This window comes from Streptomyces winkii (assembly GCF_032248595.1).
In the GTDB taxonomy this organism is placed as follows: Bacteria; Actinomycetota; Actinomycetes; order Streptomycetales; family Streptomycetaceae; genus Streptomyces; species Streptomyces winkii.
This window is the reverse complement of sequence record NZ_JASTTH010000006.1, coordinates 84,145-109,858: the sequence shown is the minus strand read 5'-3', so window position 1 is coordinate 109,858 and position 25,714 is coordinate 84,145. Positions and strand designations below refer to the sequence as shown.

General features: G+C 70.8%; 16 protein-coding genes and 1 tRNA gene. 9 read left to right on the top strand and 8 right to left on the bottom strand.

The window, feature by feature from the left end; genetic code table 11:
- Positions 1-5: 5 nt before the first annotated feature.
- Positions 6-1,190, bottom strand: coding sequence for a DMT family transporter (locus QQM67_RS19385; protein WP_314175219.1), 1,185 nt, complete (start codon positions 1,188-1,190; stop codon positions 6-8).
- 77 nt (positions 1,191-1,267) lie between these two features.
- Positions 1,268-3,013, bottom strand: coding sequence for a TIGR03767 family metallophosphoesterase (locus QQM67_RS19380; protein WP_314175218.1), 1,746 nt, complete (start codon positions 3,011-3,013; stop codon positions 1,268-1,270).
- A gap of 1,049 nt (positions 3,014-4,062) precedes the next feature.
- On the opposite strand from QQM67_RS19380, the gene pepN (QQM67_RS19375) reads away from it, so the two are divergent.
- A complete protein-coding gene (gene pepN / locus QQM67_RS19375; protein ID WP_314175217.1) occupies positions 4,063-6,645 on the top strand; it encodes an aminopeptidase N in 2,583 nt (860 codons plus the stop codon).
- 429 nt (positions 6,646-7,074) lie between these two features.
- Here the strand turns inward: pepN (QQM67_RS19375) and snpA are convergent, their stop codons facing one another.
- Positions 7,075-7,740 carry a snapalysin gene (snpA, locus tag QQM67_RS19370; protein WP_314175216.1) on the bottom strand — a complete coding sequence of 222 codons (666 nt, stop codon included), beginning with the start codon at positions 7,738-7,740 and terminating at the stop codon, positions 7,075-7,077.
- A 209-nt stretch (positions 7,741-7,949) separates the two neighbouring features.
- On the opposite strand from snpA, the gene QQM67_RS19365 reads away from it, so the two are divergent.
- Positions 7,950-8,954, top strand: a complete 1,005-nt coding sequence (locus tag QQM67_RS19365; RefSeq protein ID WP_314175618.1) for a LysR family transcriptional regulator — start codon at positions 7,950-7,952, stop codon at positions 8,952-8,954.
- Here QQM67_RS19365 and pepN (QQM67_RS19360) read toward each other — a convergent pair.
- Entirely contained in the window at positions 8,938-11,640 is a 2,703-nt protein-coding gene (gene pepN / locus QQM67_RS19360) for an aminopeptidase N (protein WP_314175215.1), read from the bottom strand. The two genes, QQM67_RS19365 and pepN (QQM67_RS19360), sit on opposite strands and share 17 nt — an antisense overlap.
- Positions 11,641-11,888: 248 nt before the next feature.
- Between pepN (QQM67_RS19360) and QQM67_RS19355 the strand changes: the two genes are divergently transcribed.
- On the top strand, positions 11,889-12,521 hold the full coding sequence (locus QQM67_RS19355) for a mycothiol-dependent nitroreductase Rv2466c family protein (protein WP_314175214.1): 633 nt from the start codon (positions 11,889-11,891) through the stop codon (positions 12,519-12,521).
- 169 nt (positions 12,522-12,690) lie between these two features.
- Here QQM67_RS19355 and QQM67_RS19350 read toward each other — a convergent pair whose 3' ends face one another.
- Positions 12,691-13,332, bottom strand: a complete 642-nt coding sequence (locus QQM67_RS19350; protein ID WP_314175213.1) for a superoxide dismutase — start codon at positions 13,330-13,332, stop codon at positions 12,691-12,693.
- A gap of 198 nt (positions 13,333-13,530) precedes the next feature.
- The gene (locus QQM67_RS19345; protein ID WP_314175212.1) at positions 13,531-15,036 is read right to left on the bottom strand and encodes an amino acid permease; all 1,506 of its coding nucleotides are present in this window, start codon (positions 15,034-15,036) and stop codon (positions 13,531-13,533) included.
- A gap of 250 nt (positions 15,037-15,286) precedes the next feature.
- Between QQM67_RS19345 and QQM67_RS19340 the strand changes: the two genes are divergently transcribed.
- From QQM67_RS19340 to QQM67_RS19330, 3 genes are all read left to right on the top strand, one after another.
- Complete coding sequence (locus tag QQM67_RS19340) at positions 15,287-15,772, top strand: ribose-5-phosphate isomerase (protein WP_314175211.1); 486 nt, start codon at positions 15,287-15,289, stop codon at positions 15,770-15,772.
- Between the two features lie 4 nt (positions 15,773-15,776).
- Positions 15,777-16,622: an Fpg/Nei family DNA glycosylase gene (locus tag QQM67_RS19335; protein WP_314175210.1), complete on the top strand. Its 846-nt coding sequence runs from the start codon at positions 15,777-15,779 to the stop codon at positions 16,620-16,622.
- Positions 16,623-17,048: 426 nt separating this feature from the next.
- Complete coding sequence (locus QQM67_RS19330) at positions 17,049-18,206, top strand: PP2C family protein-serine/threonine phosphatase (protein ID WP_314175209.1); 1,158 nt, start codon at positions 17,049-17,051, stop codon at positions 18,204-18,206.
- A gap of 146 nt (positions 18,207-18,352) precedes the next feature.
- Here the strand turns inward: QQM67_RS19330 and QQM67_RS19325 are convergent, their stop codons facing one another.
- Complete coding sequence (locus tag QQM67_RS19325) at positions 18,353-19,666, bottom strand: acyltransferase family protein (protein ID WP_314175208.1); 1,314 nt, start codon at positions 19,664-19,666, stop codon at positions 18,353-18,355.
- A 625-nt stretch (positions 19,667-20,291) separates the two neighbouring features.
- On the opposite strand from QQM67_RS19325, the gene QQM67_RS19320 reads away from it, so the two are divergent.
- Positions 20,292-20,486 (top strand): hypothetical protein, encoded by a 195-nt coding sequence (locus QQM67_RS19320; RefSeq protein WP_314175207.1) that lies wholly within the window; start codon positions 20,292-20,294, stop codon positions 20,484-20,486.
- Between the two features lie 219 nt (positions 20,487-20,705).
- On the opposite strand, the gene QQM67_RS19315 is transcribed toward QQM67_RS19320, so the two are convergent.
- Positions 20,706-20,776 (bottom strand) — tRNA-Gly (locus QQM67_RS19315).
- A gap of 499 nt (positions 20,777-21,275) precedes the next feature.
- On the opposite strand from QQM67_RS19315, the gene QQM67_RS19310 reads away from it, so the two are divergent.
- Positions 21,276-23,699, top strand: a complete 2,424-nt coding sequence (locus QQM67_RS19310) for an ATP-binding SpoIIE family protein phosphatase (RefSeq protein ID WP_314175206.1) — start codon at positions 21,276-21,278, stop codon at positions 23,697-23,699.
- A 171-nt stretch (positions 23,700-23,870) separates the two neighbouring features.
- Entirely contained in the window at positions 23,871-25,640 is a 1,770-nt protein-coding gene (locus tag QQM67_RS19305; protein WP_314175205.1) for a hypothetical protein, read from the top strand.
- The last annotated feature ends 74 nt before the right edge of the window (positions 25,641-25,714 follow it).

Genomic DNA, 25,714 nt, shown 5'->3' with positions numbered 1-25,714 from the left:
CGACTCTAGTGATCCGTACGGGTGGTGCGCCAGACAGCGAGAACGACCAGGACACAGCCCGCGTACTGGGTGGGAGTAGGGCGTTCGGCGAGGAAACCGACACCGAAGAGGAGCGCGAGAATCGGCTGGAGAAGCAGCAGCGTCGCGCCCTTGTCGGCGGCGAGGCGCGGCAGCGCGGGGTTGATGAGGAGCCAGGCCAGCACCTGTCCGAGGAACGCCATCGGTATCAGCCAACCCCACGCGGGCCAGCCCGGGTTGAGGTCGACGCCCGTCCACAGCGCGCCCAGCACGCCGGCCGAGACGGCCGCCCCGAACGTGGCTGTGCAGACGGGCGTCACGGTGTGCCTGCCGGTGCGGGATGCGGGTGCGATGCGGGGCGTGCGCGTTCCGGTTCCGGTGCGCTTGCCGTCCACGGTGCTCTCGGCGGTGCCGTCGGCGGTCTCGCTGGATGTGCCGTCGGATATGTCGTCGGCGGTGGCGCCGATCTCCTCCGGGCAGGCGGCGGACGGCTGTTGGGCGGCGCCGCTCCGGCCGCCCTCGCCGCCGAGCCGGATCAGGAAGAGGTAGCCCGCGAAGGCGACGCCCGCGATCGAGCCGAACAGCACGCCGGAGAGCGGGTCGCTGCCGGGCTCCGCCTGACCGATCGCACCGCCCGCCAGGGCGAGTCCGATCAGCAGCACGGCCGCCGTCACCCAGAACCGCCGCGCGAGCCGCGCGCCCGTCAGGAACCGTGCCAGCAGCGGGAAGACGATCAGCTGGACGTTGAGCAGCAGCGTCGCGATGGACGCGCCCAGGTCGTGGATGCTCCGCACCCAGCACACGTAGTCAAGGCCGAGCAGCACGCCCGCGGCGAGGTCCAGAACGAGGAGGCGCATCGGGCGCGGGCCGTTGCGGCGCCACTCGGCGAAGGCCATCGGCGCCAGCACCACGAGCGCGAGCGCGCACCGCAGGAACCCGGCGGTGCCGGCGTTCACTTCGGAGAGCTTGATGAACATGCCCGAGGACGAGGTGCAGGCGGCCCCCGCGACGACCATCAGCGCCGGGCCGCCCGACCCGGCGGCCCGGGTCCGGTCCGGGCCCCGGCTGCGCCCGAAGAAGCGGGCGGAGCTTCCAGCTGGCTCCGCCTTCGCCTCCGCCTTCGCATTCGCCTCCGCCGGTTCCGCCGCGCCGGGCCGCTTCGTACTCGTCATGGCCGCCACTGTGCACCTGCGGAGGCGGGAGCGACAGCGGATTCCTCGCGGCGCCGCGCAGGCGCTGCCGCTGCCCGCTACGGCTTGGGCAGCAGCAGTTCCGTGTTGCGGTCGGCGGGCTTGCCCCCCAGTTCGCGGCGCGCGCCGGGCGAGTTGAGGGCCAGTTCGCGGTAGAGGGAGGCGAGGCCGGTCTGCGAGAGGTCGCGGAAGTCGGTGCGCGCGGGCGCGGAGGACTCGATGAGAGTGGTGAACAGGGAGAGCGTGCCGTCGCCGTTGTCGGCCAGTTCGAGGGTGCGTGCCAGCTGCGGGAAGTCGATGTGCGAAGCCGTGGAGATCTCCCAGAACGTACGGCGCGGTCTGATGCGGTTCTTGTGGCTGTGGCCGTTGATCCAGGCGATGACGTGCGGATTCCGGTGCAGCAGCGACATCAGCTTGTCGCCGCCCTCCGGAATGGTGGTGCTCGTGTGGTGGCTGAAGATCAGCACGTACGTGCCCTTGTCGCGCTCCTCCTTCAACCGGCGCTCCAGCCAGGCGAGTTGGGCGTCGCTCACGCTGCCCGGGTAGCCGCCGTCGTGCCGCGTGGTGTCGAGGCTGATGCCCGTCACGCCCTCCGCGACCCGGAAGGTGTAGTAGAGGCGGTCCTCGGCCAGGTTGGCATCGGTGTAGCCGTGCCCGACGGGGCCCGCTCCCGCGTACTGGCGGCGCATGTGCGCACGCACCCAGTCCTTCCTGGTGAACGGTGCGCGGCCCAGGTCCGCGGTGACGTGCCGCATCTCCTTCGAGTGCAGCTTCGAGCGCAGGACTTCCTGGTACAGCTCGCCCTTCGGGTCGCCGCCGTCCTCCACCGTCTTCCACAGCTTGGCGGCCTCCGCCTCGGACGCCAGCTCCATCAGCTTCCTGCCGCCGACGGCGAAGTCCGCGAAGAAGCCGTTGCCGGCGTAGCAGCCGCCGGGCAGCGAGTCGTGGTTGCCGGACGTGGAGTACCAGGGCAGCGCCAGGCCGGGGCTGTTGACCTCGCGTATCGCGGCGCGCAGATAGCCGTCGATGCGCGGGAAGCCCAGCGCCTTGTCGCGGTCGCGGAGTTCGTCCTCGGGGTGCCAGTACAGCTTCCGGCCGCTGTTCTGCACGCCCTCGTACGCGTCGACGTCGCCGGTGTTGGGCTTGATGCGCCCGCCGCTCATCGCCGTGAGGAACCAGTCGAGTTCGGACCGGCTGTTGTTGTCCGTGTTGTCGCCGGTGGTCACGACGAAGGACAGGGGCTCGCCGGTGGCCGGGCCGCCGCGCAGCGCGTTGACGCGCTCGATCAGGGCGACGGCGCCCGCGACGGAGACCGCCTCCTGCGGACGCCAGGCGCTGGTGGTCTCGGTGCGCAGGAACTCGTAGCGCAGCGGGTGCTGCACGTCGACCAGATGCAGATCGGTGAACTGTACGAAGGCGGCCAGCGTGCGCCGCTTCTCGGTGCGTCCCTGCCGGGCTTCCGCGAGTTCCGTACGTACGAGCCGCTTCCAGCCCGGCCCGTCGCCGAGCCGGCGGTAGCCGTCGGCGTCTCCGCGCGGCGTGGCGACGGCGGCGAGCGTGGTTCCCTCGGGCGAGGGCTCCACCGGTGCGTCACGGGTGACGGGTGCGTGAGCGCGTGCGCGGGCGGCGCGCGAGCGGGCCATGGCTCCGGGTGAGGGTGTCGCCCTCGGCGGCTGACCGGCGTTGGCGGCACGGCCGTTGAACACGGATACGCCTCCGAGAGCGGTGGCCGCTCCGGTGGCACCGAGCGTGAGGAGGGTGCGGCGGTGGGGCAGACGGGTCTGCCGCCGGCTGCTGCGGTCCATGCGGGTTGCCTCTCGTGGGGACGGACGCGAAGCGGAGCACGTGCCGTACCGCGCCGCTCGTGTGGACCGGCCCGGAACGACCCTCTCACCAGGGATGTTTGGCATCGGGAGTGACCTGCGGCTGAACGACGGCAGAACGTCGAACGCCCATCCCCACTCATGGATCACCATCCGGAACCCCCGCCTCCTGCCGGTCGTACGGGACTGCCCGGCCGTCACCCTGCTGCTCACTCGGTGTTCATTTTGGGGGGGTTGTGAGCGGTTCGGAGCGCGGCGGCGGGGTGAGCGGGGGGCGTGGCTTGCGTGCGGCTTGCGGGTGGCTGCGTGGCTTGCGCGCGCGTGGCTTGTGCGTGTGCGGCTTCGCGGGTGCGCGGCTTGCGTGCGCGTGGTGGCCCGTGGTGTCGGCGTCGTGGTGGGTGGCCGCCGGGGGCCCGGTGGCGCGGTGCTGGCCGCTGTCGCACCGCGTGGCCGCGGCGCGTCAACGTCCACCCCCGCTCGGTCGGTGACCGCCGCGCTCCGACGCGGCAGTTGACCGTCGTGGTCCGGGGTTCGCCCCGGCCACTGGGCCTCCGCGCGGCAGCGTGTGGCGTTCCGCTCCCCAGTGGTGCGTGTCAGTTCGCCTTCCGCCGCGGCAGTTGACCGTCGTGGTCCGGGGTTCGCTCCGGTCACTGGGCCTTCCGCGCGGCAGCGCGCTGCCAGTTCGCGTTTCACGGTCCCGGGTCCGTCCTCACTGGCCCGCCTCCCTGGCCGGAGATCGGCTGCAATGGGTGGCCGCGTGCCCGGACGGTGGCGGTTCGGCTTGGCGCGTCGCCCGCGCGCGGCAGCGCGTGGCGCTTCGCGCCCCGCCGGGCGCCCCTCCGTGCAAGGGCACCCCGGCGAGCCCCGCGCCAGCGGAGCCCCGCGCCAGCGGAGGCCCGCGCCAGCGGAAGCCCGCGTCGGCGGGGACCGTCGTGCCGCTTCCGGGGCGGGTCGGGACCGTGGGTGGGGCCACGTGGAAGGATGGCCGAACTACGACATCGTGAGACCGCGAGAGCAGGGGAGAGCACCAGGTGCCTGGCACGAATCTGACACGCGAGGAGGCCCGCGAGCGCGCAGAGCTCCTCAGCGTGGACTCCTACGAGATCGAGCTGGATCTGAGCGGCGCGCAGGACGGGGGCACCTTCCGCTCCCGTACGCTCGTCCGCTTCGAGGCCGCCGAGGCCGCCTCCAGCTTCATCGACCTGGTGGCACCCGCGGTGCACGAGATCACCCTCAACGGACGGTCTCTCGACCCCTCCACGGCGTTCGCCGACTCGCGCATCGCGCTGGACGGCCTGGCGCAGGGCGCCAACGAGCTGCTGGTCGTGGCGGACTGCGCGTACACCAACACCGGTGAGGGCCTCCACCGGTTCGTCGACCCGGTCGACCAGCAGGCGTATCTGTACACCCAGTTCGAGGTGCCCGACGCCCGCCGCGTCTTCGCCAGCTTCGAGCAGCCCGACCTGAAGGCGGCCTTCCAGTTCACGGTGCGCGCTCCCGAGGGCTGGACCGTGATCTCGAACTCGCCCGCGCCGGAGCCGGAGGGCGGGCTGTGGCGCTTCGAGACGACGCCGCGCATCTCCTCGTACATCACCGCCCTGATCGCCGGTCCGTACCACTCGGTGCACAGCACCTGGGAGGGCGGCGGGCGCACGATCCCGCTCGGCATCTACTGCCGTCCGTCACTGGCCGAACACCTCGACTCCGACGCGATCTTCGAGGTGACCCGGCAGGGATTCGACTGGTTCCAGGAGAAGTTCGACTACGCCTACCCCTTCGCGAAGTACGACCAGCTCTTCGTGCCGGAGTTCAACGCGGGCGCGATGGAGAACGTCGGCGCCGTCACCATCCGCGACCAGTACGTCTTCCGCTCCAAGGTGACGGACGCCGCGTACGAGGCGCGGGCGGAGACGATCCTGCACGAACTGGCCCACATGTGGTTCGGCGACCTCGTCACGATGGAGTGGTGGAACGACCTGTGGCTGAACGAGTCGTTCGCCACCTACACCTCCGTGGCGTGCATGGCCGCCGCCCCCGGCTCCCGCTGGCCGCACGCCTGGACGAGCTTCGCCAACCAGATGAAGACCTGGGCCTACCGGCAGGACCAACTGCCGTCCACGCACCCGATCATGGCGGAGATCCGCGATCTGGACGACGTACTGGTCAACTTCGACGGGATCACGTACGCCAAGGGGGCCTCCGTCCTCAAGCAGCTCGTCGCGTACGTCGGCGAGGACGCCTTCTTCAGCGGCGTGCAGCGCTACTTCAAGCGGCACGAGTGGGGCAACACCCGCCTCGGCGACCTGCTCGGCGCGCTGGAGGAGACCTCGGGCCGCGATCTGACGGTGTGGTCGAAGGCGTGGCTGGAGACCGCGGGCATCAACGTGCTGCGCCCGGAGATCGCCACGGACGACTCGGGCACCGTCACCTCCTTCGCCGTACGGCAGACGGCACCGGCCCTTCCGGCCGGCGCCACGGGCACGTCCACGCTGCGCCCGCACCGCGTCGCCGTCGGAGGCTACGAGCTCAAGGACGGCAAGCTCGTCCGTACGGAGAGCGTCGAGCTGGACGTGACCGGCGAACTCACCGAGGTGCCGCAGTGGGTGGGCAGGAAGCGCCCCTCCGTCGTCCTCCTCAACGACCAGGACCTCGCCTACGCGAAGGTCCGGCTCGACGCCGAGTCGCTGGCGACGGTCGAGGCGCACATCGGTGACTTCGAGGAGTCCCTGCCGCGCGCGCTGTGCTGGGCCTCCGCGTGGGACATGACCCGCGACGGCGAACTGCCCGCGCGCGAATACCTGGAGCTCGTCCTCTCCGGCATCGCCAAGGAGTCGGACATCGGCGTCGTCCAGTCGCTCCAGCGGCAGGTCAAGCTCGCCCTCGACCTGTACGCGGACCCGCAGTGGCGCGAGAAGGGCCTCATGCGCTGGGCGGAGGCGGCGCTGGAGCAGCTGCGCGCGGCGCCCCCCGGCGGTGACCACCAGCTCGCGTGGGCGCGCGCGTTCGCGTCGGCCGCACGTACGGACGCCCAACTGGCCCTGCTGGAGGGCCTGCTGGATGGGACCGAGCCGCTGGAGGGCCTCGTCGTCGACACCGAGCTGCGCTGGGCGCTGTTGCAGCGGCTGGCCGCCACGGGCCGGGCGGGAGAGAAGGAGATCGAGGCGGAGCTGGCGCGCGACGCGACCTCGGCCGGCGAGCGGTATGCGGCGATGGCGCGGGCCGCCCGGCCCACGGCGGAGGCCAAGGCCGAGGCGTGGGCGTCGGTGGTCGGCAGCGGTGCCGCGGAGGAGACGGGTCTGCCGAACGCGGTGCAGGAGGCCGTCATCGGCGGATTCCTCCAGACCGACCAGAGGGAACTGCTCGCTCCGTACGCGGAGAAGTACTTCGCCGTGGTCAAGGACATCTGGGAGAGCCGCAGCCACGAGATGGCGCAGCAGATCGCGATCGGGCTCTACCCGGCGCTCCAGATCTCGCAGGAGACCCTCGACGCGACGGACGCATGGCTGGCGAGCGCTCAGCCCGGGGCGGCGCTGCGGCGTCTGGTGACCGAGTCGCGGGCGGGAGTGGAGCGGGCGCTGCGCGCGCAGAAGGCGGACGCGGCGGCGGCCGGCTGAGCCCGGGCCGGTGCCGGGCCGGAGACGTCGCTGCGTCCCCGGCCCGGCATCGGCGTCGGCCGGCGGTGGGCGGGGTGACGGACATCCGGCGGCCCCCCGCGCGGACGGCAGGCCCGTCACTCCGACCCGGCCGCCCGGAGGCGTATGCGTCCGGGGAACCCGAAGGCCCCCGGAACGTGCGCCGGGGGCCTCCGTGGTGGGGGGATGCGGGTGGTGCATCTTTCAGGCGTGGTGCGTACAACTGCGCTGTTCTTCAGGCGTGGTGCGTTGTCGTCGTGCTACGCGCTGTTCCGGCGTGGTGCTGAGTCGGTTCCGCTGTTCTGTTGCGGTGCTCCGTCGTGCCTGAGCGGTTGTGCTGAGTGCTGCGCTGTTCTTCGGACTGCTGAGTTCACCGGCCCGCGGGTCCGTTCTCCGGCCCGGGCCGCACCGTCACTTGGCGAAGGCCGCCTGGTCGAAGGCCGCGCTCGCCACGCCGTTGGCCCACAGGGACTGGACCTGCGCCGCCTCGTTGGCGTCCGGCTTGTCGTTGGTGCAGGAGGGGCCGGGGCCGCCACCGGACATCAGCTCGCTGCACGGACCTTCGTAGTGGTCCGGCAGGCCGAGGACGTGGCCGGTCTCGTGGGCGACGACGCGGTTGGAGTCGTACTCCTGGTTCTGGGCGTAGTCCAGGAAGATGTAGCCGTTGCCGTGACCGTCGGTCGAGGCGTACGAACCGCGCGGGTCGTCGCCCTCCCGGTAGTCGAAGCTCGCGCTGCCGCCCTCGGCGAGCTGCACGTTGGAGACGGCCGAGTTCCACACCGCCGTGCTGTTGGCTATCTGGCCGGCGAACGTGGGGGCGCCGCTGGCGTCGTAGTTGACGGTGACCGCCTGGATACCCGGCTTCGCGGCCTGCTTCTTCAGGGCGTCCTTCACGACGGCGTTGAAGAACGCCTCGGTCGCCTTGTGCGATTCACCGATGTATCCGGAACGGGTTGCGCTGCTCTTCGTGGTACTGGCACTGTCGTCCGGCGTCGCAGCCGAGGCGGGCATCGCACCCAGGCCCAGGGCCAGTCCGAGGCCGAGAGCCGCTGAGATTGCCGTGGTGCGGTGTCTCATGGGGGGTCTCCTTCTGGTCCGTAGCGCCGTGACCGCTGCAAGGTGGGGTGCGGCCACGTGCTTCCGGAAGAACTCCTGCTGACGAAGAGTCTGTTGGAGACTCCGGCGCAGGGGATGATGGCAACTAGTGATAGCTCCGTCGCATCACCCGATACGCAGGACGTTCTCGGGGTCCCTTGATGTCTGGTGTGACGAACGTCCGCTTGGCTATGCTCCGCCGTGTGGAGCTCGAAGTGAGGCATCTGCGCGCCCTGTGTGCGATAGCCGATACGGGCAGTGTGCACAAGGCGGCCCGTCAACTCGGCATGACTCAGCCCTCCTTGACCACGCAGCTCCGCCGCATCGAGCAGGCCGTCGGCGGTCAGCTCTTCTCACGGGAGCGCACGGGCAGCGTCCCCACCCCGCTGGGCAGGTTCGTCCTGTGCCGGGCGCGGCCGCTCGTGGCCGAGATGACCGCGCTGGTGAGCGAGGCGAGGGCCGCGGCGAGCCGTGCGGGCGGCGAGTATCTGCGCATCGGCAGCACCGGCTCGCCCGCCGTGCCGGGATGGCTGCGCCGGCTGCGCGCCCGGCTTCCCGACGCCGACACCACGTTCCACATGGACGCCTCCGCGCACACCCTGCTGCGCATGGTCGCGGCGAACCAGCTCGACGCCGTCTTCGTGCACGAGGTCGAGGGCTCGCCGCTGCGCATTCCGGACGGCGTGGAGCTGCACGTCCTCGTCGAGCGCGAGCCGCAGTTCGTCGCCCTCTCCGCGACGCACCCCGCGGCGGCACGTCCCGTGCTGAGCCTCTCCGAACTCGCGCACGAGAGATGGATGGTCGACCCCACGGCGGACGGCGAATGGACGGGCCTGCGCCGGGTCTTCGCCGAGGCGGGCATCAGCCCCCGCGTCGTGCACGGCGACAATCTCGCCGCCGCCGACCTCGTGGCAGCCGGCGAGGTCGTCGCGCCCTGCCAGCCGACGGCCCCCGCGCGCCCGGGCAGGGTCGTACGGCCGCTGCTGGGCGACCCGTTGGCGGTGCGGCTGCTGCTGGCGACCCGGGAGGCGACGCCCGGCGCGGTTCCGGACACGGCGCCCGCGGTCGAACCGGCCGCCCTCCTCGCGGACCTCGAAGCCGCCTACCGAGAGGTGGCGTGGGCGAGCGAGGCCTACCGGCACTGGTTCCAACGGCACGACGACAGCTCGTCGTTGCCGTTCACGGTCGTGGCGTAGCGGCGGCCGCGTCGCAGCGCTGCGCCCGCAGCGCACGGGCCAGGTCGTCGCGCGCCTCCAGGACGAGCCTGCGCAGCGCGGGAGCAGCGTCCTCGTGCCCGGCCAGCCACGCGTCCGTCGCGTCGAGCGTGGCCTGGTCGCCCTGGAGATCCGGGTAGAGGCCCTTGACGACGGCCATCGCGATCTCGATCGAGCGCGTACGCCACACCTCCTCCAGCGCGTCGAAGTACGGCTGCGCGTACGGTGCCGTCAGCTTCTGCTGACCGGGCTGTGCGAAGCCCGCGATCGTCGCCTCGACCAGGGCGTTGGAGAGCCGGTCGGAGGTCATCACGGCGTCCCACGCCTGGGCCTTGACCTCCGGCGAGGGACGCGCGGCCAGACAGCGCACATGGTGCCGCTTGCCGGACGCCGTGTCGTCGCGGGCGAGTTCGGCGTCGAGGAGCTCCGCGCCGGCCTCGCCGCGTGCGGCCAGCGTCTCCAGGAACGTCCAGCGCAGCTCCTGGTCGATGACGAGCCCGTCGATGCGCGCGGCGCCCTCGCCCCCGGAGCCGCCGGCGCCGGACGGCGCCCCCAACAGCCCCCGCAGCAGCCGCAGATCCTTCTCGTCCGTCGCGACCGCGGCGAAGAAGCGCGCCCACGCCAGCTGGTGCCCGCTGCCGGGCTCCGCGAGCCGCAGCCTGCTCAACGCGCTCTCCGCCAGGGCGCGCAGGCCCTCCTCACGCCACTCCGGCGCGGCGTAGTGCACGACCGCGGAGCGGCTCCACGCGTGCAGCGTCTGGAGCACGCCCACGTCGGACTCGGTGCCCGCGAAGGAGAGCACCAGCGAGACGAAGTCCCGCGCGGGCATCAGGCTGTCACGTGTCAGGTTCCACATCGCGGACCAGCAAAGGGCCCTGGACAGGGACGGGTTGTGACCGCCGTCCGCCTCCGGTGCCGTGGCCCGGGCGGCCGTGGGCCCGGGCGGCGCGAGCTCGCCGAGGTGCGCGCGGAGCGAGGCCAGCGAGCCCTGGTCGAAGCGGATCTTGCAGTACGTGAGGTCGTCGTCGTTGACCAGCACCAGATCCGGCCGCTCCTCACCGGCCAGCTCCTCGACGACCGTACGGGCGCCCGTGACGTCCGTCTCCGCCCGCGCGTAGCGGACGAGCCCGCGCTCCAGGCCCTCGTGCCGGTAGAGCCCGACGGCGACGCGGTGCGGCCGCAGAACGGGATGCTCCTCCGGCGCCTCCTGGACCACGGCCAGCTCCGTGAGCCGCCCGTCGGCGTCGCAAGTGACCCGCGGGCTCAGTGAGTTGACCCCGGCCGTCTGGAGCCACGCGCGGGACCACTCGTCCATGTCGCGGCCCGAGGTCTCCGCGAGCACCGCCAGCAGGTCCGACAGCGTCGTGTTGCCCCACGCGTGCCGCTGGAAGTAGCGCCGCGCGCCCTCCAGGAAGGTGTCCCGCCCGACGTACGCGACGAGTTGCTTGAGCACGGACGCGCCCTTGGCGTACGTGATCCCGTCGAAGTTGAGCTTGGCGTCCTCCAGGTCGCGGATGTCGGCGGTCACGGGGTGCGTCGAGGGCAGCTGGTCGGCCCGGTAGGCCCAGGACTTGCGGCGGTTGGCGAAGGTGATCCAGCCGTCCTTGAACCGCGTCGCCTCCACCAGCGCCAGCGCGCCCATGAAGTCCGCGAACGACTCCTTGAGCCACAGGTCGTCCCACCAGCGCATGGTGACCAGATCGCCGAACCACATGTGCGCCATCTCGTGCAGGATGACGTTCGCCCTGTGCTCGTACGACGCCTCGGTGACCTTGCCGCGGAAGACGAACTCCTCGCGGAACGTGACCAGTCCGGGGTTCTCCATCGCGCCGATGTTGTACTCGGGGACGAAGGCCTGGTCGTACTTGCCGAAGGGGTACGGGAAGCCGAAGTTGTCGTGGAAGAAGTCGAGCCCCTGCTTGGTGACGGTGAAGACGTCGTCCGGGTCGAAGTGCTTGGCCAGCCCCTTGCGGCACAGCGCGCCCAGAGGGATCTCCAGCTCCGTGTCTCCGGAGGAGCGCCGGTAGGTGTCGGTGACGTAGTGGTACGGCCCGGCCACCACGGCGGTGATGTACGTCGAGATGGGCTCGGTGGGCTCGAAGTGCCAGCATGCGGCGGCCCCTTCGTCGAGCCGCTCCGGCTCGCCCCGCTGGGCGCCGTTGCTGAGCACCGTCCAGCGGGCGGGTGCGGTGACGGTGAAGGTGAAGCGCGCCTTGAGGTCGGGCTGCTCGAAGTTGGCGAAGACCCTGCGGGCGTCGGCCGGTTCGTACTGCGTGTAGAGGTAGACCTCGCCGTCCTCGGGGTCGAGGAAGTGGTGCAGGCCCTCGCCGGTACGGCTGTAGGCGCAGGCGGCGTCGACGACCAGCTCGTTCTGCTCCGCCAGCCCGTCGAGGGCGATGCGGGCGCCGTCGAAGACGGTGTCGACGGGCAGGGACCTGCCGTTGAGGGTCACCGAATGGACCCTGGGCGCCACGAGGTCGGCGAAGGTGGAGGCCCCCGGCTCGGAGCAGCGGAAGCGGATCGTCGTCGTCGAGCGGAAGGTACGGGGGCCCTTCGCCGGCGGGGGAGCGGTCGCCGAGCGCAGATCGAGCGCCACGTCGTAGCCGTCCACGGTCAGCAGCCCGGCCCTTCGCTGTGCCTCGTGGTGGGTCAGGTTCTCTCCCGGCACGGCCTGGCTCCTCTTCTCCGTTGTTCTCGACTTCTCGGTTGTTCTCGGCTCTTCTGGATTCCCCGCTCGGCGGCTCTCGTACTGCCGCTGCTGGGGCTCCCGGCTCCGGCGACGCCGCTCAGCATTTCACGCGCCACATGCGCGGCACACTCGGGAATTGCTGTGCGGGCCGATGCGTTGCCGGAGAGGCCCGGACCACCGCCGGAGCGACCTGTCACCCTGCCCAGCAGAACCGAGGAGAGCGTGCCATGACCGAGAAGACCGTCGCCGACTTCTGGTTCGACCCCAGGTGCCCGTGGGCCTGGCTGACCTCCCGCTGGATGCTGGAGGTGGAGAAGGTCCGGCCCGTGGAGGTGCGCTGGCACGTGATGAGCCTGGCCGTGCTCAACGAGGACAAGCTGGACGAGATGCCCGAGCAGTACCGCGAGATGCTCGCTGCCGCCTGGGGCCCCGTACGGGTCTGCATCGCCGCGGAGCAGAAGCACGGCGGTGAGGCGCTCGGCCCCCTCTACACCGCGCTCGGCACCCGCCTGCACAACCGCGGGCAGGAGCAGTCCCGCGAGCTGCTGACCGAGGCCCTCGACGAGGCGGGTCTGCCCACCTCCCTCGTGGACGCCGCGGACTCCACGGAGTACGACGAGGCGGTGCGCGCCTCGCACAAGGAGGGCATCGACCTCGTCGGCCAGGACGTCGGCACCCCCGTCATCGCCGTGCCCGGCGCCGACGGCTCGCGCATCGCGTTCTTCGGCCCCGTCGTCACCCCCGCACCCAAGGGCGAGGCGGCGGCGAAGCTGTGGGACGGCACGCTGATGGTGGCCTCGACGCCCGGCTTCTTCGAGATCAAGCGCACCCGGGACGTCGGCCCCGTCTTCGACGACTGACCTCCGCGCGCCGGCCGGGCCTCCGGGCCGTCGAGCTGCCGGGCCGCCGGAGGTGAGCAGGAGGGCCCCGTACGTCACGTCCGTACGGGGCCCTCCCTCTTTCTCCGCCTGCCCGGTGAAAGGTGAGAAGACGATCACGAGGGCAGGAGGTCCTGGGTGCGGCAGAGCGCTACAGCGCCGGGAGCAGAGTGTTCCCCTTCGCCTTCGCCGCGGAGTAACGCCTGCTCACGTCCTGCCAGTTGACGACGCGCCACATCGCCTCGACGAAGTCCACCTTCTGGTTGCGGTACTGGAGATAGAACGCGTGCTCCCAGGCGTCGAAGACCAGCAGCGGCACGCTTCCCTGGCCGACGTTGCCCTGGTGGTCGTAGACCTGTTCCACGATGAGCCGGCCGGTCACGGGCTCGTAGGCGAGTACGCCCCAGCCGCTGCCTTGCGTGGTGGCAGCCGCCTTGGTCAGCTGCGCCTTGAACCTGCCGAAGGAGCCGAAGGACTCGGCGATGGCGTCCGCGAGTTCGCCCGTGCCGTCCTTCTCCAGTGGCTCGCCGCCGCCGTCGCCGGTCATGTTCTGCCAGTAGATGCTGTGCAGGATGTGCCCCGAGAGGTGGAACGCCAGGCTCTTCTCCAGGCCGTTGACCGCGCCCCACTGGTCGCGCTCGCGGGCCTCGGCCAGCTGCTCCAGGGTGTCGTTGGCACCCTTCACATAACCCGCGTGGTGCTTGTCGTGGTGCAGCTCGATGATCTCGCCGCTGATGACCGGCTCCAGGGAGGAGTAGTCGTACGGCAGCTCAGGCAGCGAATACAGGGCCATGGGCGTCTCTCTCCCTCTGCTTATTGCACATTACTTGCAAGAGGACGCTAGCAGCAACAGCGGCAGAGAGAACGGAGCGGCCCCGCGTGTGCGGGACCGCTCCGCAGTGCCCTCGCGGGCCGTGTCCTGGCCGGGTCGGGGCCGGTGCCGGACGGCGGCCCGCGATTCTGCGACCCGCGACCGGCATCCGCCGTTCCGTCAGTCGGCGCTCTCGCCGGGCTTCGCGTCGCCCGGCTTCCCCTCATGCGCCTTCGCGCCGTCCGGCCCGTCCCCGCCGGCGGTGCGCTCGCGGCCGGAAGGGAGCGCCTTCTGCCGGGCCAGCCCGGTCGCGATCAGCACGACCGTCAGGCAGCCGGTGAAGGCCAGTTGGGTACGGGTGTCGCTCTCGCGCAGCATCAGTACGAACACGGCGAGGATGCCGAGCAGGGCCACGACCGTCAGCACGGGGAAGCCCCACATCCGCACCACGAGCCTCTCCGGCGCCTCGCGCTCCAGACGGCGCCGGGTCACCAGCTGCGAGAGGGCGATGAAGCCCCACACCACGAGCGTCGCGGCACCGACTGTGTTGAGCAGCCACTGGAAGACGGTGTCCGGCCACCAGAAGTTCAGCAGTACCGCGATGAAGCCGAAGACGGACGAGGCGACCACCGCCGGACGCGGCACGCCGCTCGCGCTGACCTTGCCCAGGAAGCCCGGGCCCTGGCCGCGCGCGATCAGGGAGAAGGCCATGCGGGAGGCGCCGTAGATGTTGGCGTTCATCGCCGAGAGCAGGGCGACCATCACCACGATGTTCATGACCTGGGCCGCGGCCGGAATGCCGATGTGGTCCAGCACCGCCGCGTACGGCCCGGCGACGACCGACTTGTCGTTCCACGGGATCAGCGTGACGATCACGAGCATCGAGCCGACGTAGAAGACGGCGATCCGCCACATCGCGGTGCGCACCGCCTTGGCGACGCCCCTGACAGGGTCCTCCGACTCCGCGGCCGCGATGGTCACCGTCTCCAGGCCGCCGTACGCGAAGACGGAGGCGAGCAGGCCGACGACGAGTCCGTCGCCGCCCGCGGGAAGGAAGCCGCCCTCGCCGGTGAGGTTGGCGGTGCCGGGAGCGTCGACCCCGGGCAGCAGTCCGGCCACGGCGATCGCGCCCAGCAGCAGGAAGGCCGTGATCGCGAAGATCTTCAGCGCCGCGAACCAGAACTCGGCCTCGCCGAAGTTGCGTACGGCCACGAGGTTCGTCACGCAGAACAGCGCCATGAAGAGCGCGACCCACATCCAGCCCTCGGTGCCGGGCATCCACTTCGTGGCGATGTCCGCGGCCGCGGTCGCCTCGGTCGCGATCGCGACGCACAGCAGCGTCCAGTAGATCCAGCCCGCGGTGAACCCCGCCCAGGGGCCCAGCGCGCGCTCCGCGTGCACGGAGAAGGAGCCGGACGCCGGGTTCGCGGCCGACATCTCGCCCAGCATGCGCATCACGAGCATGACGAGCAGACCCGAGGCGGCGTAGGCGAGGACGATCGACGGTCCCGCGGCGGCGATCCCCGCCCCGGAGCCCACGAAGAGCCCGGCTCCGATCACTCCGCCGAGAGCGATCATGGACAGATGGCGCTGCTTGAGACCGTGGGACAGTGCCTGCCGTCCCCCGTCGGTTCTGGGACCCCCCGGGCTGGGAGGCGGCGCGTCGGACAGCTCGGTGCGCGTCATGAAAGGCCCGTTCCTGACTGAGACTTCGGTTGGTCGTTGTATCGACAAACCAGTCTCGCAGCGGGGTACGGGGATGGATCAAGCGGTTCGCGGACACCCGGCGGGAGGCGCGCGGCAGTGGACCCGTCGGACGGCCGTACGGCGATGCGCCGCCGATGTCCCCTGTGCCCCAAGGGAGTTGGGAGCACCGCGTCGTCCGAGGTCAGGGCCGGTGCCCTGGGTCGTCGTGCCGCGTCATACACTCGGCGCCATGCGCGTGTACCTCGGCTCCGATCATGCCGGCTACGAACTGAAGAACCGCCTCGCCGAGTGGCTGAGGTCCGCCGGGCACGAGCCCGTCGACTGCGGGCCCCACATCTACGACGCCGCCGACGACTATCCGCCCTTCTGCCTCCGCGCCGCCGAGCGCACCGCGCAGGACGGCGAGGCCCTCGGCATCGTCGTCGGCGGCTCCGGCAACGGCGAGCAGATGGCGGCGAACAAGGTCAAAGGCGTGCGCTGCGCGCTGGCTTGGAGCGAGGAGACGGCGTCGCTGGCACGCGAGCACAACAACGCCAACGTCGTCAGCATCGGCGCGCGGATGCACACCACCGACGAGGCGCTGAAGTTCGTGGAGACCTTCCTCAACACGCCCTTCTCCCAGGGGGAACGGCACGAGCGCCGCATCGAGATGCTCTCGGCGTACGAGACCACAGGGCAGCTGCCTCCCGTCCCCGCACACCACCCGGAGTCCTGACCGCATGCCCGAAGGGCACACGATCCACCGCCTCGCGCGGGACTGCCGAGAGCGCTTCGGCGGGCGCAAGGTGCGGGCCGCCAGCCCGCAGGGCAAGTTCTCCGACGGAGCGGCGCTCGTCGACGGGCAGGTCCTCTCCGACGCCGACGCGCACGGCAAGCACCTCTTCCTCGGCTTCGACGGCACGGGCTGGGTGCACGTACACCTGGGCCTGTACGGCAAGTTCACCTTCGGTACGGGCCCGGCGCCGGCGCCCGTGGGCGCGGTGCGGCTCCGCCTCGTCGCCGACGCGGACGGGGTCGACGCCGACGGGGTCGACGCCGGCGCCGCGTACGCGGATCTGCGCGGCCCGGCCCGCTGCGAGCTGATCACCGAGGCAGAGAAGGACGCCGTCGAGGACAGGCTCGGCCCCGACCCGCTGCGCGCCGACGCCGATCCGGAGGCGGCCTGGTCACGCGTGTCCCGCAGCCGCACCACCATCGCCGCGCTGCTGATGGACCAGAAGATCGTCGCCGGCGTCGGCAACGTCTACCGCGCCGAGGTGCTCTTCCGGCACGGCATCGACCCGTACCGTCCGGGGCGCGGTCTGAGCCGCACGGAGTGGGACGCGATATGGGCGGACCTCGTCGAGTTGATGCACGAGGGCGTGCGCAACAACCGCATCGACACCGTGCGCCCCCACCACACACCGGAAGCCATGGGCCGGGCCCCGCGCGTCGACGACCACGGCGGCGAGGTGTACGTCTACCGGAGGGCGGGCCTGGAGTGCCACGTGTGCGGTGCGCGCGTCCGCACGGCGGATCTCGCGGCGCGCAATCTCTTCTGGTGCCCCGACTGCCAGCCGTCCTGAGCGGAGGATTCCGCTGCGCCGGTACGCCGCGGCGGCATGCAGCGTGGACAGGACCGCCGTAGCTGCGAGAGGCCCCGGGCACGGTCATCCGGAAGGGAATCGTGCCCGCCGAGCCGTCGAGCCGGCCGCCGTCCCACGCTGCGGACGACCGGTCGATATCGGTCAATTCCCGGTACAGTTCCCGATCGACGACTCCGACGTTTCCGGAAGCCCGAAGAATTCTGCCGGACCGGTTGCCGCATTCGAAACCGGTGCAGAGAGCGCGGCTCTGTCGCCATCCGCCTTCCCCAGCAGGGGTTTTGGTAAAGAGCGAAGACAATTCCGTGCCCTGGGAGGCGGGTGCACGTGCATACGCACGTTCCGCCGTTCGTGCACGTCGTGAACGGAATCGACGCACTGGTCAAAGGCTCGATAAGGTCCATCTGCATGGCGGTACGTCGTCCGAGCCTCACACCCCCCAGGGCCCGGTTGCACAAGGCGCGAAGAGCGTTGCACCGGGCCCGTACCGGGCTGCGCCGCTCTGCCGTCGACTATTTCCGTGGCGGCGTCTCGGACTGGCTCGCCTTCGGCGCGCTGCTCCTCACCGTTCCGGCACTGACGGCCCTCACGGTCCTGATGCCGCTGTGGGCCGCCCCCGAAGCGCTCGTGATGCCGCTGATCGCGGGCGGCCTGCTGCTGCGCCCCTCCAGCCTTTTGGCGCTGTACGCGTCGGCGGCGGTGGCCCTCATCATCGAGTCCGCGATGCTGGGCCCGTACCAGGACGGCGCGGGCCGCGTCACCCCCGGCACCATCCTGGTCGTGGCCACCGCGGGGCTCTTCGGCCTGCTCGTCGCCCAGTTCCGCAGCCGCGTGGGCGTACCGTGGCGGCGCGGCGGCACCATGCTCTTCGACCTCCGCGAACGCATCCGCGTCCAGAGCAAGCTGCCCAGACTCCCGCGCGGCTGGCACCGCGAGATGGCCCTCCGGCCGGCCGGAGGGCAGTCCTTCTCGGGGGACTTCGTCGTCGCGGCGCGTACGGGCCCGGGGGAGCGCACCCTCGAAGTCGTGCTGACGGACGTGTCGGGCAAGGGCATGGACGCCGGCTCGCGCGCGCTCCTGCTCTCCGGCGCCTTCGGCGGGCTGCTGGGCTCCCTGCCGCCGCACGCCTTCCTGCCCGCCGCCAACGGCTATCTGCTGCGGCAGGACTGGGAGGAGGGCTTCGCGACGTCCGTACACCTCGTCCTCGATCTGGACAGCGGCGACTACGAGCTCTTCTCCGCCGGGCACGTGCCCGCCCTCCAGCGGGGCGCGGGCACCGGGAAGTGGGAGGAGAAGTCGGGCGAGGGCCCGCTGCTCGGCGTCTACGAGGGCGCCCAATTCGACCCCGTGAAGGGGACGTTGCTCCAGGGCGACGTGCTGATGCTCTTCACGGACGGCCTCGTCGAGACCTCCGAGCGCGACCTCGCGGACGGCATCGACCGGCTCACCGGTGAGGCCGACCGCCACGTCGCCTCGGGCTTCCACGGTGCCGCGTGGCACCTGATAGAGACCGTGGCGCGTGACGTGAACGACGACCGGGCCCTGCTGCTGCTCTGCCGGGCCTGAGCCTCCGGCGTCCGTACGTACGGCATACGCCCGCCATCGGCACGGCCTGCACCACCCGTGAAGACGCCGCAGGGCCGCACCCGCGTGCGGCCCTGCATCTGCTGACGCCCCGGGGGCCGACGCTGCGAACGGCCCTCCCGGCGCTCCTACTTCGCGTGCTTGCCGCCGCCGCTCCCGCCGCGGGAGCCCCGGGCTCCGCCGCGCCCCGGCGACGAACCGGAGTGCGCGTACTCCCCGCGGCCCGGCTGGTCGCCCTCCGGGGCCGGGGCCGCTGGCGCGACCGGCGGAGTCGCCGCCCCGCTCGCCTTGCGTGCGGACGAGCCCTTCTCGCGTGCGCGTGCCTGCTCGCCCGCGTCCTGCCTGAAGAACCACTCCATCTTCGGCTCCATGGCGAAGCGGAAGGCGCGGCGCACGGGCCAGGTGCACAGGACGGTCATCATCGCCGCCGCCATCAACGTGATCACGACGCGGCTGAGGGGATGGTCGACCCAGTCCATGTCGTACCACTCGAACTCACGCGAGATCTTGATCGGGTAGACGTGGATCAGATACGCGTACAGCGTCCCCGCGCCGAGGCTGGTGAACCACATGTGGCGGCGCGGCACCAGCGCGAGGAAGGCCGCCGTCAGCACGAGCCCGCAGCCGAAGGTGGCGAGCGTCATCACGCCGCCCACCCAGGCCGGCGCCCCGAGCTCCTGCGAGGCCTTGTCGTGCAGGAACCAGCCCTTGGACATCCGCGGCACGGCCCAGTAGGCGACGAGCAGCGCACCGGCGAAGACCGGCAGGGCCAGCATCCGGAACCGGCGCCGCGTGATGATCTGGAAGTGCTCGGGCCGCAGTTGGAGACCGAGCACGAAGTACGGCAGGAACGCGGCGACGCGCATCAGGTTCAGGTCGCTGTTGATGCTGGGCGTCACGCCTGCGGCGACGGCGACGGCCAGCGCGACGGGCAGCGGCCAGCGCATGCTCTTCCACAGCGGCGTCGTCAGCCGCCACAGGAAGAGGGCGATGAGGAACCACAGCGCGAAGCCCGGCTCCTGGTAGTGGAACTCCCGGTCCGGGTTGTCGCTCGCCCACCGCATGAAGAAGGTGTAGACCGTCTGGAAGACCACATACGGCACGAGCACGCCGGTGATGAGCCGCTTGATCTGCCGGGGCTTGCCCTCGAAGCTGCGGGAGAGGTAGCCGGAGACGATGATGAACGCCGGCATGTGGAAGGCGTAGAGCACGAAGTAGAGCGCACCGGCCGCGCGGCTGTCGTCGCGCAGCGGGTCCCACACGTGGCCGATCGCGACGAGCACGATCGTGAGGTACTTGGCGTTGTCGAGAAAAGGGTCCCGCTGGTCGGCGGGCTTTTTCTTGACCTTCGCCGGCGGCTCCGCGGACGCGTCGTGCTTCGCGGAGGGGGACTCCTGGCGGACCGGGGGGAGCGGTGCCCGCTCATAACCAGCGTGCAACATCTGTCGCACCTTAGCGGTCAAACATGTGAGGCGTAAATTCTCGGCGAGGTTCCAACACGCCTACCCGGAACAGTTTTCGACACACTTCGACGACCAGGGATTTCGCATGAGGGGACCCTGCGAACGTTCGTTCCGCGGTGACATGTCCTGCCATGACCGGACATTCGGGCGCCACCGCCGTGGCCGGATCTCCGCCGTATCGGGGCTTGTTCTCTGCCCGCTTCTCTGCCCGTGCGGACACCTCCCGGAACACGTTGTGATCGACTCCACAACACCCGGGGATACGCGGCCAATTCACCGGCCGGCGCGCCCTGCGGGCCGTCCGTCCTCTTGCACATGTTGCATTATCGCTGCGCAGCGCATTGATCGGTGCGGAGCATCCCGAATTACCGTACGTATTGCGGTCCGGCCCGCCGTGGGAGATGCGTCACGGGTGTGTCCGGAGCGTGTAGAGGGTGTGCGCACGGGGGAGAACCGCAACGACCGGGGAAGGTCCACGGCCGATGATTCGTCACCCAACTCCACCTGCGCGCGACTTGGTGGCACGATGGTCCGCGGCGGGGGCGGTGGTGGCGACGGGCCCCTCGGCCGGTGAGGCGTTCCGACGGCAAGGGTGTGATGAGTTGTGGCCATTTCACTGTCTGTGGTGCTGCTGTTGGCAGTCATCCTGGTGGTGATGATCAGGGGTGGCTCGATAAAGGCGGGGCCCGCCATCGTGGCTGTGCTCTTCGGCTTCTTCCTGGCCTCGACCGACATAGCGCCGTCCGTCAACCGGTTCATGAACTCGCTTGCGGACATGATCAATCAGATCAACTTCTGACGCGGCGCGCGCGTGCGCGCCCCACACAAGCGCATAGGCACAGCTCTCACCGGGCACGGGTCCCCCGTCGAGCGGGTGCACAGGCACATCGCGCGCCGGACCCGGAGGATCGCCGGAGATCGCCAGAGACAGCGGAACAGCACAGCACGCGAACGAGAACGAGCACGTGCGCGCACGCCGAAGGGCCGGCCCCGCGGGGCCGGCCCCTCGCATCTCCCGAGCGGGCGACGGGAATCGAACCCGCGTAGCTGGTTTGGAAGACCAGGGCTCTACCATTGAGCTACGCCCGCAAGTGCCCCGCTCCATACGCCCGGCGACGTGATCCGGCGCGTGGTTCCGCCGCCGGTACGGCATCGGCCGGACGACGATCAGAGCGGCACGGAGTGCATCGTAGTCCATGTTCATCCACGGCACTATTCTGACCTGCTGCTGACGAGATCGAAGCGGCCGTGACCTGCGAGGACGGGTTGCGGAGGTGGCCTGGAACAGCCAGAGCGAACCGCCCTGATCCGACGCCGATCCGACCGGAGCGGATCATGGCCGCGACTGCTCCGTTGATCTCTCGCCTCGATGAACACGGCCTGCCTCTCCGGGAGTTGCCACCGCCGGGAGATGCCTTCGCGCTTCCCCTCGGCGTCCCGTAACGGGCGATCGCCGCTTCTCCGGCTGGACGTCGGCTACCGCCGAGAACGGCTGAACGCTCCTCCGGCCGGTCGCCGCCCCCCTCCATACGTATGCGCGCAAATCACGGATACTGGGCATACCTCACAAGGCGGGAGCGAGAACAGGATGAAGGCCCCCACCGATCACGTCGGCGATCGGATCTCCTCGTTCGACGACATCGCGGCGGCCGTGCTCGACGCTCAGGGCACCGTGCTGCGCTGGTCCCGCGGAGCCGCGGAGCTGCTGGACCGAACGGCGGCCGAGGTCTGCGGTCACCCCGTCGGTGACCTCGTCGGCGAATCCCGCGAGTGCCGGGGCGAGACGCCCGCGAACGGCATGCCGGCTGCGGGACGGGTCCTGCTGCGCCACCGTTCCGGTACGGCGGTCGAGGTCGCCTTCCACGTGTCACCCCTGGAGGCAGGCTCCGAGTACTTGGTGCTGGCCGCCCCCACACGTTGCGTCGCCGACTGGGAACAAGGCGCGTCCCTCCTCCGGGCTCTGCTCTCGCAGCAGCGCGTCGGGGTCAGCATCCACGATCTGGACCTGCGGTTCGTGCGGACCAACGACGTCACGTTCGGGATGTCCGGCGACTCCGCGCCGCCCGTCGGCGGACGGCTGGCGGACGTCATGTCCGCGGAGGAAGCCGAAGCCACGGAGGCGGAGCTGCGCCGCGTACTGGACACGGGGAAGCCCGTGGTCAGGCACCAGCAGCGGGTGCGCACGCAGCATGCCCCCGGCCGGCAGTGGACCTTCTCGCTGACCGCTGTCCGGCTGGAGGATGCTCAGGGACACCCGACCGGCGTGGCCGCCCTCGGCACGGATGCCACCGGGCGGCAGCGCTCCCGCCGGCATCTGGAGCTGCGCCACGAGGCCTCGGTCAGGATCGGCCGCTCGCTCGACGTGCAGCGCACGACCCAGGACTTGGCGGACGTCCTCGTTCCCGCCCTCGGCGACCTGGCGTGGGTGAATCTGGCCCATGCCGTGCTCGACGGCGACGAGCCTCCCAAGATCCACGGCGGGGGAGAGCTGCACCTGCGCCGTACGGCGGTGGCCTCGGCCACCGGTCCTTGGCCGGCCGAACTCCTCCAGCCCGGTGCGCCGATCCCCCCTTCCCGTGACTGGCCCGGCCTGCGAGCACTTCAGCAGGGTGAGACCTTCATCCTGCGCGACCGGGCAAGCGCCATCGCCTGGTTCGAGCACGCCTTCCCGGGAGCGTTCAAGCTGCATGTGCCCGAGCACGGGCACTCGATGGTGCTGGCTCCGCTGTTCGCCCGCGGCCTGCTGCTCGGCACGGTCACGGTCTGGCGCACCGAGCGGCCCGAGCCCTTCGACCAGCAGGACGCCAATCTGCTGGCGGAGATCACCTCCAGGGCCTCGCTCAGCGTGGACAACGCCCGCCGCTACACCCGCGAGCGCCGGGCGGCCGTGGCCCTCCAGCAGCGCCTGCTCCCGCGTGGCACCACCGACACCCCGGCAGCCGAGACCGCGGCCCTCTACCTGCCCGCCAGTGGCGGGGCCGACATCAGCGGCGACTGGTTCGACGTCATTCCTCTCCCCTCGCTGAGGACCGCGTTCGTCGTCGGCGACGTCATCGGCCACGGACTGCCCGCCACCGCCACCATGGGCCGCCTGCGCACCGCCGTGCAGACACTGGCCGATCTCGAACTGGGACCCGAGGAACTGCTCACCCACCTCGACGATCTCGTCGCCCGCCTCGCCGCCGAGGCCGAGCACGCGGACACCATCGGCGCCACCTGTCTGTACGCCGTCTACGACCCCATCGCCCGGCGCTGCACCTACGCCAGCGCGGGCCATCCGCCTCCCCTCGTGTGCCGGCCCGACGGCACCGCCCGCCGGGGTTCGCTCTCGCCCGGACCGCCGCTCGGCGTCGGCGGGATGCCCTTCGAGGCCACCACCGTCGACATGGAGCCGGGCAGCACCCTCGCTCTCTACACCGACGGCGTCCTCGGCCACCACGAGCGGGACATCGACGCCGGAATCCAGCAGCTGGCCGGCCGCCTCACCACGCTCCTCCGCGCCGGCCATCCCCTGGAGGCCGTCGGCCGGACCCTCCTGGCCGATGCCTCTGCCGCCCCGCCGAGCGACGACATGGCCTTGCTCCTCGCCCGCGTCCGGGCTCTGCCGACGGCCGCCACGGCCAGTTGGGAGTTCCCCGCCGATCGCGCCGTCGTCGCCCGTGCCCGGGACGCGACCATCCACCAACTCGCCGCCTGGGGCCTGGACGAAGCGGCCTTCACCACCGAGCTCATCGTCAGCGAGCTGATCACCAACGCCATTCGTTATGCCGGCGGCCCCATCGGCCTTCGGCTCATCCACGACGCCACTCTCGTCTGCGAGGTCACCGACCCCAGTAACACCCAGCCTCGACTGCGCCGTGCCCGTACCACCGACGAGAGCGGCCGCGGCCTGTTCCTCGTCGCACAGCTCGCCACACGATGGGGCAGCCGCTACGGCGAGTCCGGGAAGACCATCTGGGCCGAGCAACCCCTCCCCGCGACCGCTGCCGCGGCCGCCACCAGTCACACCTGACCGCCATCAAGACGGGGCCGGATGACCCCGGAGGAGGGGCGGAACTCCACGCTCTCCAGGGCCGGTTGGCCACTCGTCCTTGACGCACACCCGGACCCTCATTACGTTCTGCTTCAGCTCTTACCTTGAAATCGATTTCAAGATGAAGCCGCCAACGGGGAGGGTCCATCGATGCAACGACGCGGATTCCACAGGCAGTTCGGCAATGCCCTCAGACGTACGGCCTCGGCCTGCGCCCGTACTCGCCGCAGCGGGATCTCCTCGGTCACCGCGGGCGCCGTCGCCCTGGTGACGGGAGCCGCGCTGCTCACGGCGTACGGAAGCACCGCCACGAACAGCGGGCCCGACGTGTCGCTCGCCGGGAAAAGCGCCGAATCACCGCCTGCCGGCGGCTACTTCTCCACCGTCGACGTTGCCACGCACGCGACCGTCGGCGCCCCGGCCCAGGGCGACAACGTCAACCACGGTGACCTGTGGCCCAGTTGCTGGGCCGGCGATGACAACGTTTACACGGCCTACGGCGACGGCGTCGGCTTCGACGAGACGTTCCACGACATCGGAGTCGCGAGGATCTCCGGCGATCCCGGCGGCCTCCGGGGCGAACAGCTCGCCGAGGGCGACCAGGTGGGCAAGGTCTGGAACGCCGACCACACCCGCAAGCCTACCGGGATGGCCTGCGTCGACGGCACCCTGTACCTCGCCGTGCAGGACCTCGCCCTCGACTTCAACGACGCGCCCTCGGCCACCATCGCCAAGTCCACGGACCAGGGCAGGACTTGGTCCTTCGACAAGACCGCGCCGATGTTCGACAAGGGCGCCTTCACCACCGTGATGTTCCTCGACTACGGCAAGGACTACGCGGAGAGCCCCGACGGCTATGTCTACGCGTACGGCCTCGACCACAACTGGCGGGACTCCTTCAACGACCGCGTGCCCGACCCCGTGGACCTCTACCTCGCCCGCGTACCCAAGGACAAGGTGCAGGACGAGGACGCGTGGCAGTTCGCCGGCGGAACGGACGGCGCGGGCAAGCCGGCCTGGTCGGACCGGATCGAGGACCGCAAGGCGGTGCTGCACGACGACCGCCGCGTCTACCCGGACGTCTTCACCGACGGCCGGCAGGAGAACATGACGACGCTGAGCCAGGGCGGCATCGTCTACAACAAGGGACTGGACCGCTACCTCTACACCTCGTGGACCGAGTACACCTTCGAGTTCTACGAGTCGCCCACCCCGTGGGGCCCGTGGAAGCGGACCGACAGCAGGGACTTCGGCGGCTACCCCTGGACCCATGACAAGCACGGCGGCTACGCCGCCACGATCCCCTCCAAGTTCATCAGCGCGGACGGGAGATCGATGTGGCTCCAGTCCAACGTCTGCCCGTGCGGGGGCGGTTTCCCCGAGAACGACCACTACGCGTACACGTACTCGTTGCGTCCGCTGCGCCTGGAGCCGTACGAGAAGACGGCGCCCGGCAACGACCGCGACCCGCGGCGCAACCTCGCCGCCGAAGACGGCACGGTCGGCGTCGAACGGGCCACGCACTTCGGCAATCCCGGTCACTACAACGACGGCCAGATGACCGGCCAGAGCGAGGACGACTGGAACGACGAGCGCAAGACGGCCAGTTGGTGGGGCTACACATGGCCGCGCTCGTACCGCATGGACAAGGTCGTCTACACCACCGGGAACATGTACGAGGACGGCGGCTGGTTCGAGGATCTGCGCGTGCAGGTGCGCAAGGACCACACATGGACGGATGTGACCGGGCTGCGAGTCTCGCCCGACTACCCGGGCGACGGCAGCGCGGGCCCGCACAAGACCTACGAGCTGTCCTTCGACGCGGCCGAGGGCGACGGCGTACGGATCATCGGCGCACCCGGCGGTACGCGCACCTTCACCTCGATCGCCGAGCTGGAGGTCTACTACGGGCAGAACTGACTGGTCCTGCTCCTGCTCGCCACCACCCCACCACCCGGCGTGTCCGCGCTGAGAGCACGCAACTCGCCCCCCGG

Coding starts and splice junctions, on each gene's coding strand:
- QQM67_RS19385 (WP_314175219.1), bottom strand. CDS start 1,190: ATGACGAGTACGAAGCGGCCCGGCGCGGCGGAACCGGCGGAGGCGAAT.
- QQM67_RS19380 (WP_314175218.1), bottom strand. CDS start 3,013: ATGGACCGCAGCAGCCGGCGGCAGACCCGTCTGCCCCACCGCCGCACC.
- snpA (WP_314175216.1), bottom strand. CDS start 7,740: ATGAGACACCGCACCACGGCAATCTCAGCGGCTCTCGGCCTCGGACTG.
- QQM67_RS19365 (WP_314175618.1), top strand. CDS start 7,950: ATGCTCCGCCGTGTGGAGCTCGAAGTGAGGCATCTGCGCGCCCTGTGT.
- QQM67_RS19355 (WP_314175214.1), top strand. CDS start 11,889: ATGACCGAGAAGACCGTCGCCGACTTCTGGTTCGACCCCAGGTGCCCG.
- QQM67_RS19350 (WP_314175213.1), bottom strand. CDS start 13,332: ATGGCCCTGTATTCGCTGCCTGAGCTGCCGTACGACTACTCCTCCCTG.
- QQM67_RS19345 (WP_314175212.1), bottom strand. CDS start 15,036: ATGACGCGCACCGAGCTGTCCGACGCGCCGCCTCCCAGCCCGGGGGGT.
- QQM67_RS19340 (WP_314175211.1), top strand. CDS start 15,287: ATGCGCGTGTACCTCGGCTCCGATCATGCCGGCTACGAACTGAAGAAC.
- QQM67_RS19335 (WP_314175210.1), top strand. CDS start 15,777: ATGCCCGAAGGGCACACGATCCACCGCCTCGCGCGGGACTGCCGAGAG.
- QQM67_RS19330 (WP_314175209.1), top strand. CDS start 17,049: ATGGCGGTACGTCGTCCGAGCCTCACACCCCCCAGGGCCCGGTTGCAC.
- QQM67_RS19325 (WP_314175208.1), bottom strand. CDS start 19,666: ATGTTGCACGCTGGTTATGAGCGGGCACCGCTCCCCCCGGTCCGCCAG.
- QQM67_RS19310 (WP_314175206.1), top strand. CDS start 21,276: ATGAAGGCCCCCACCGATCACGTCGGCGATCGGATCTCCTCGTTCGAC.
- QQM67_RS19305 (WP_314175205.1), top strand. CDS start 23,871: ATGCAACGACGCGGATTCCACAGGCAGTTCGGCAATGCCCTCAGACGT.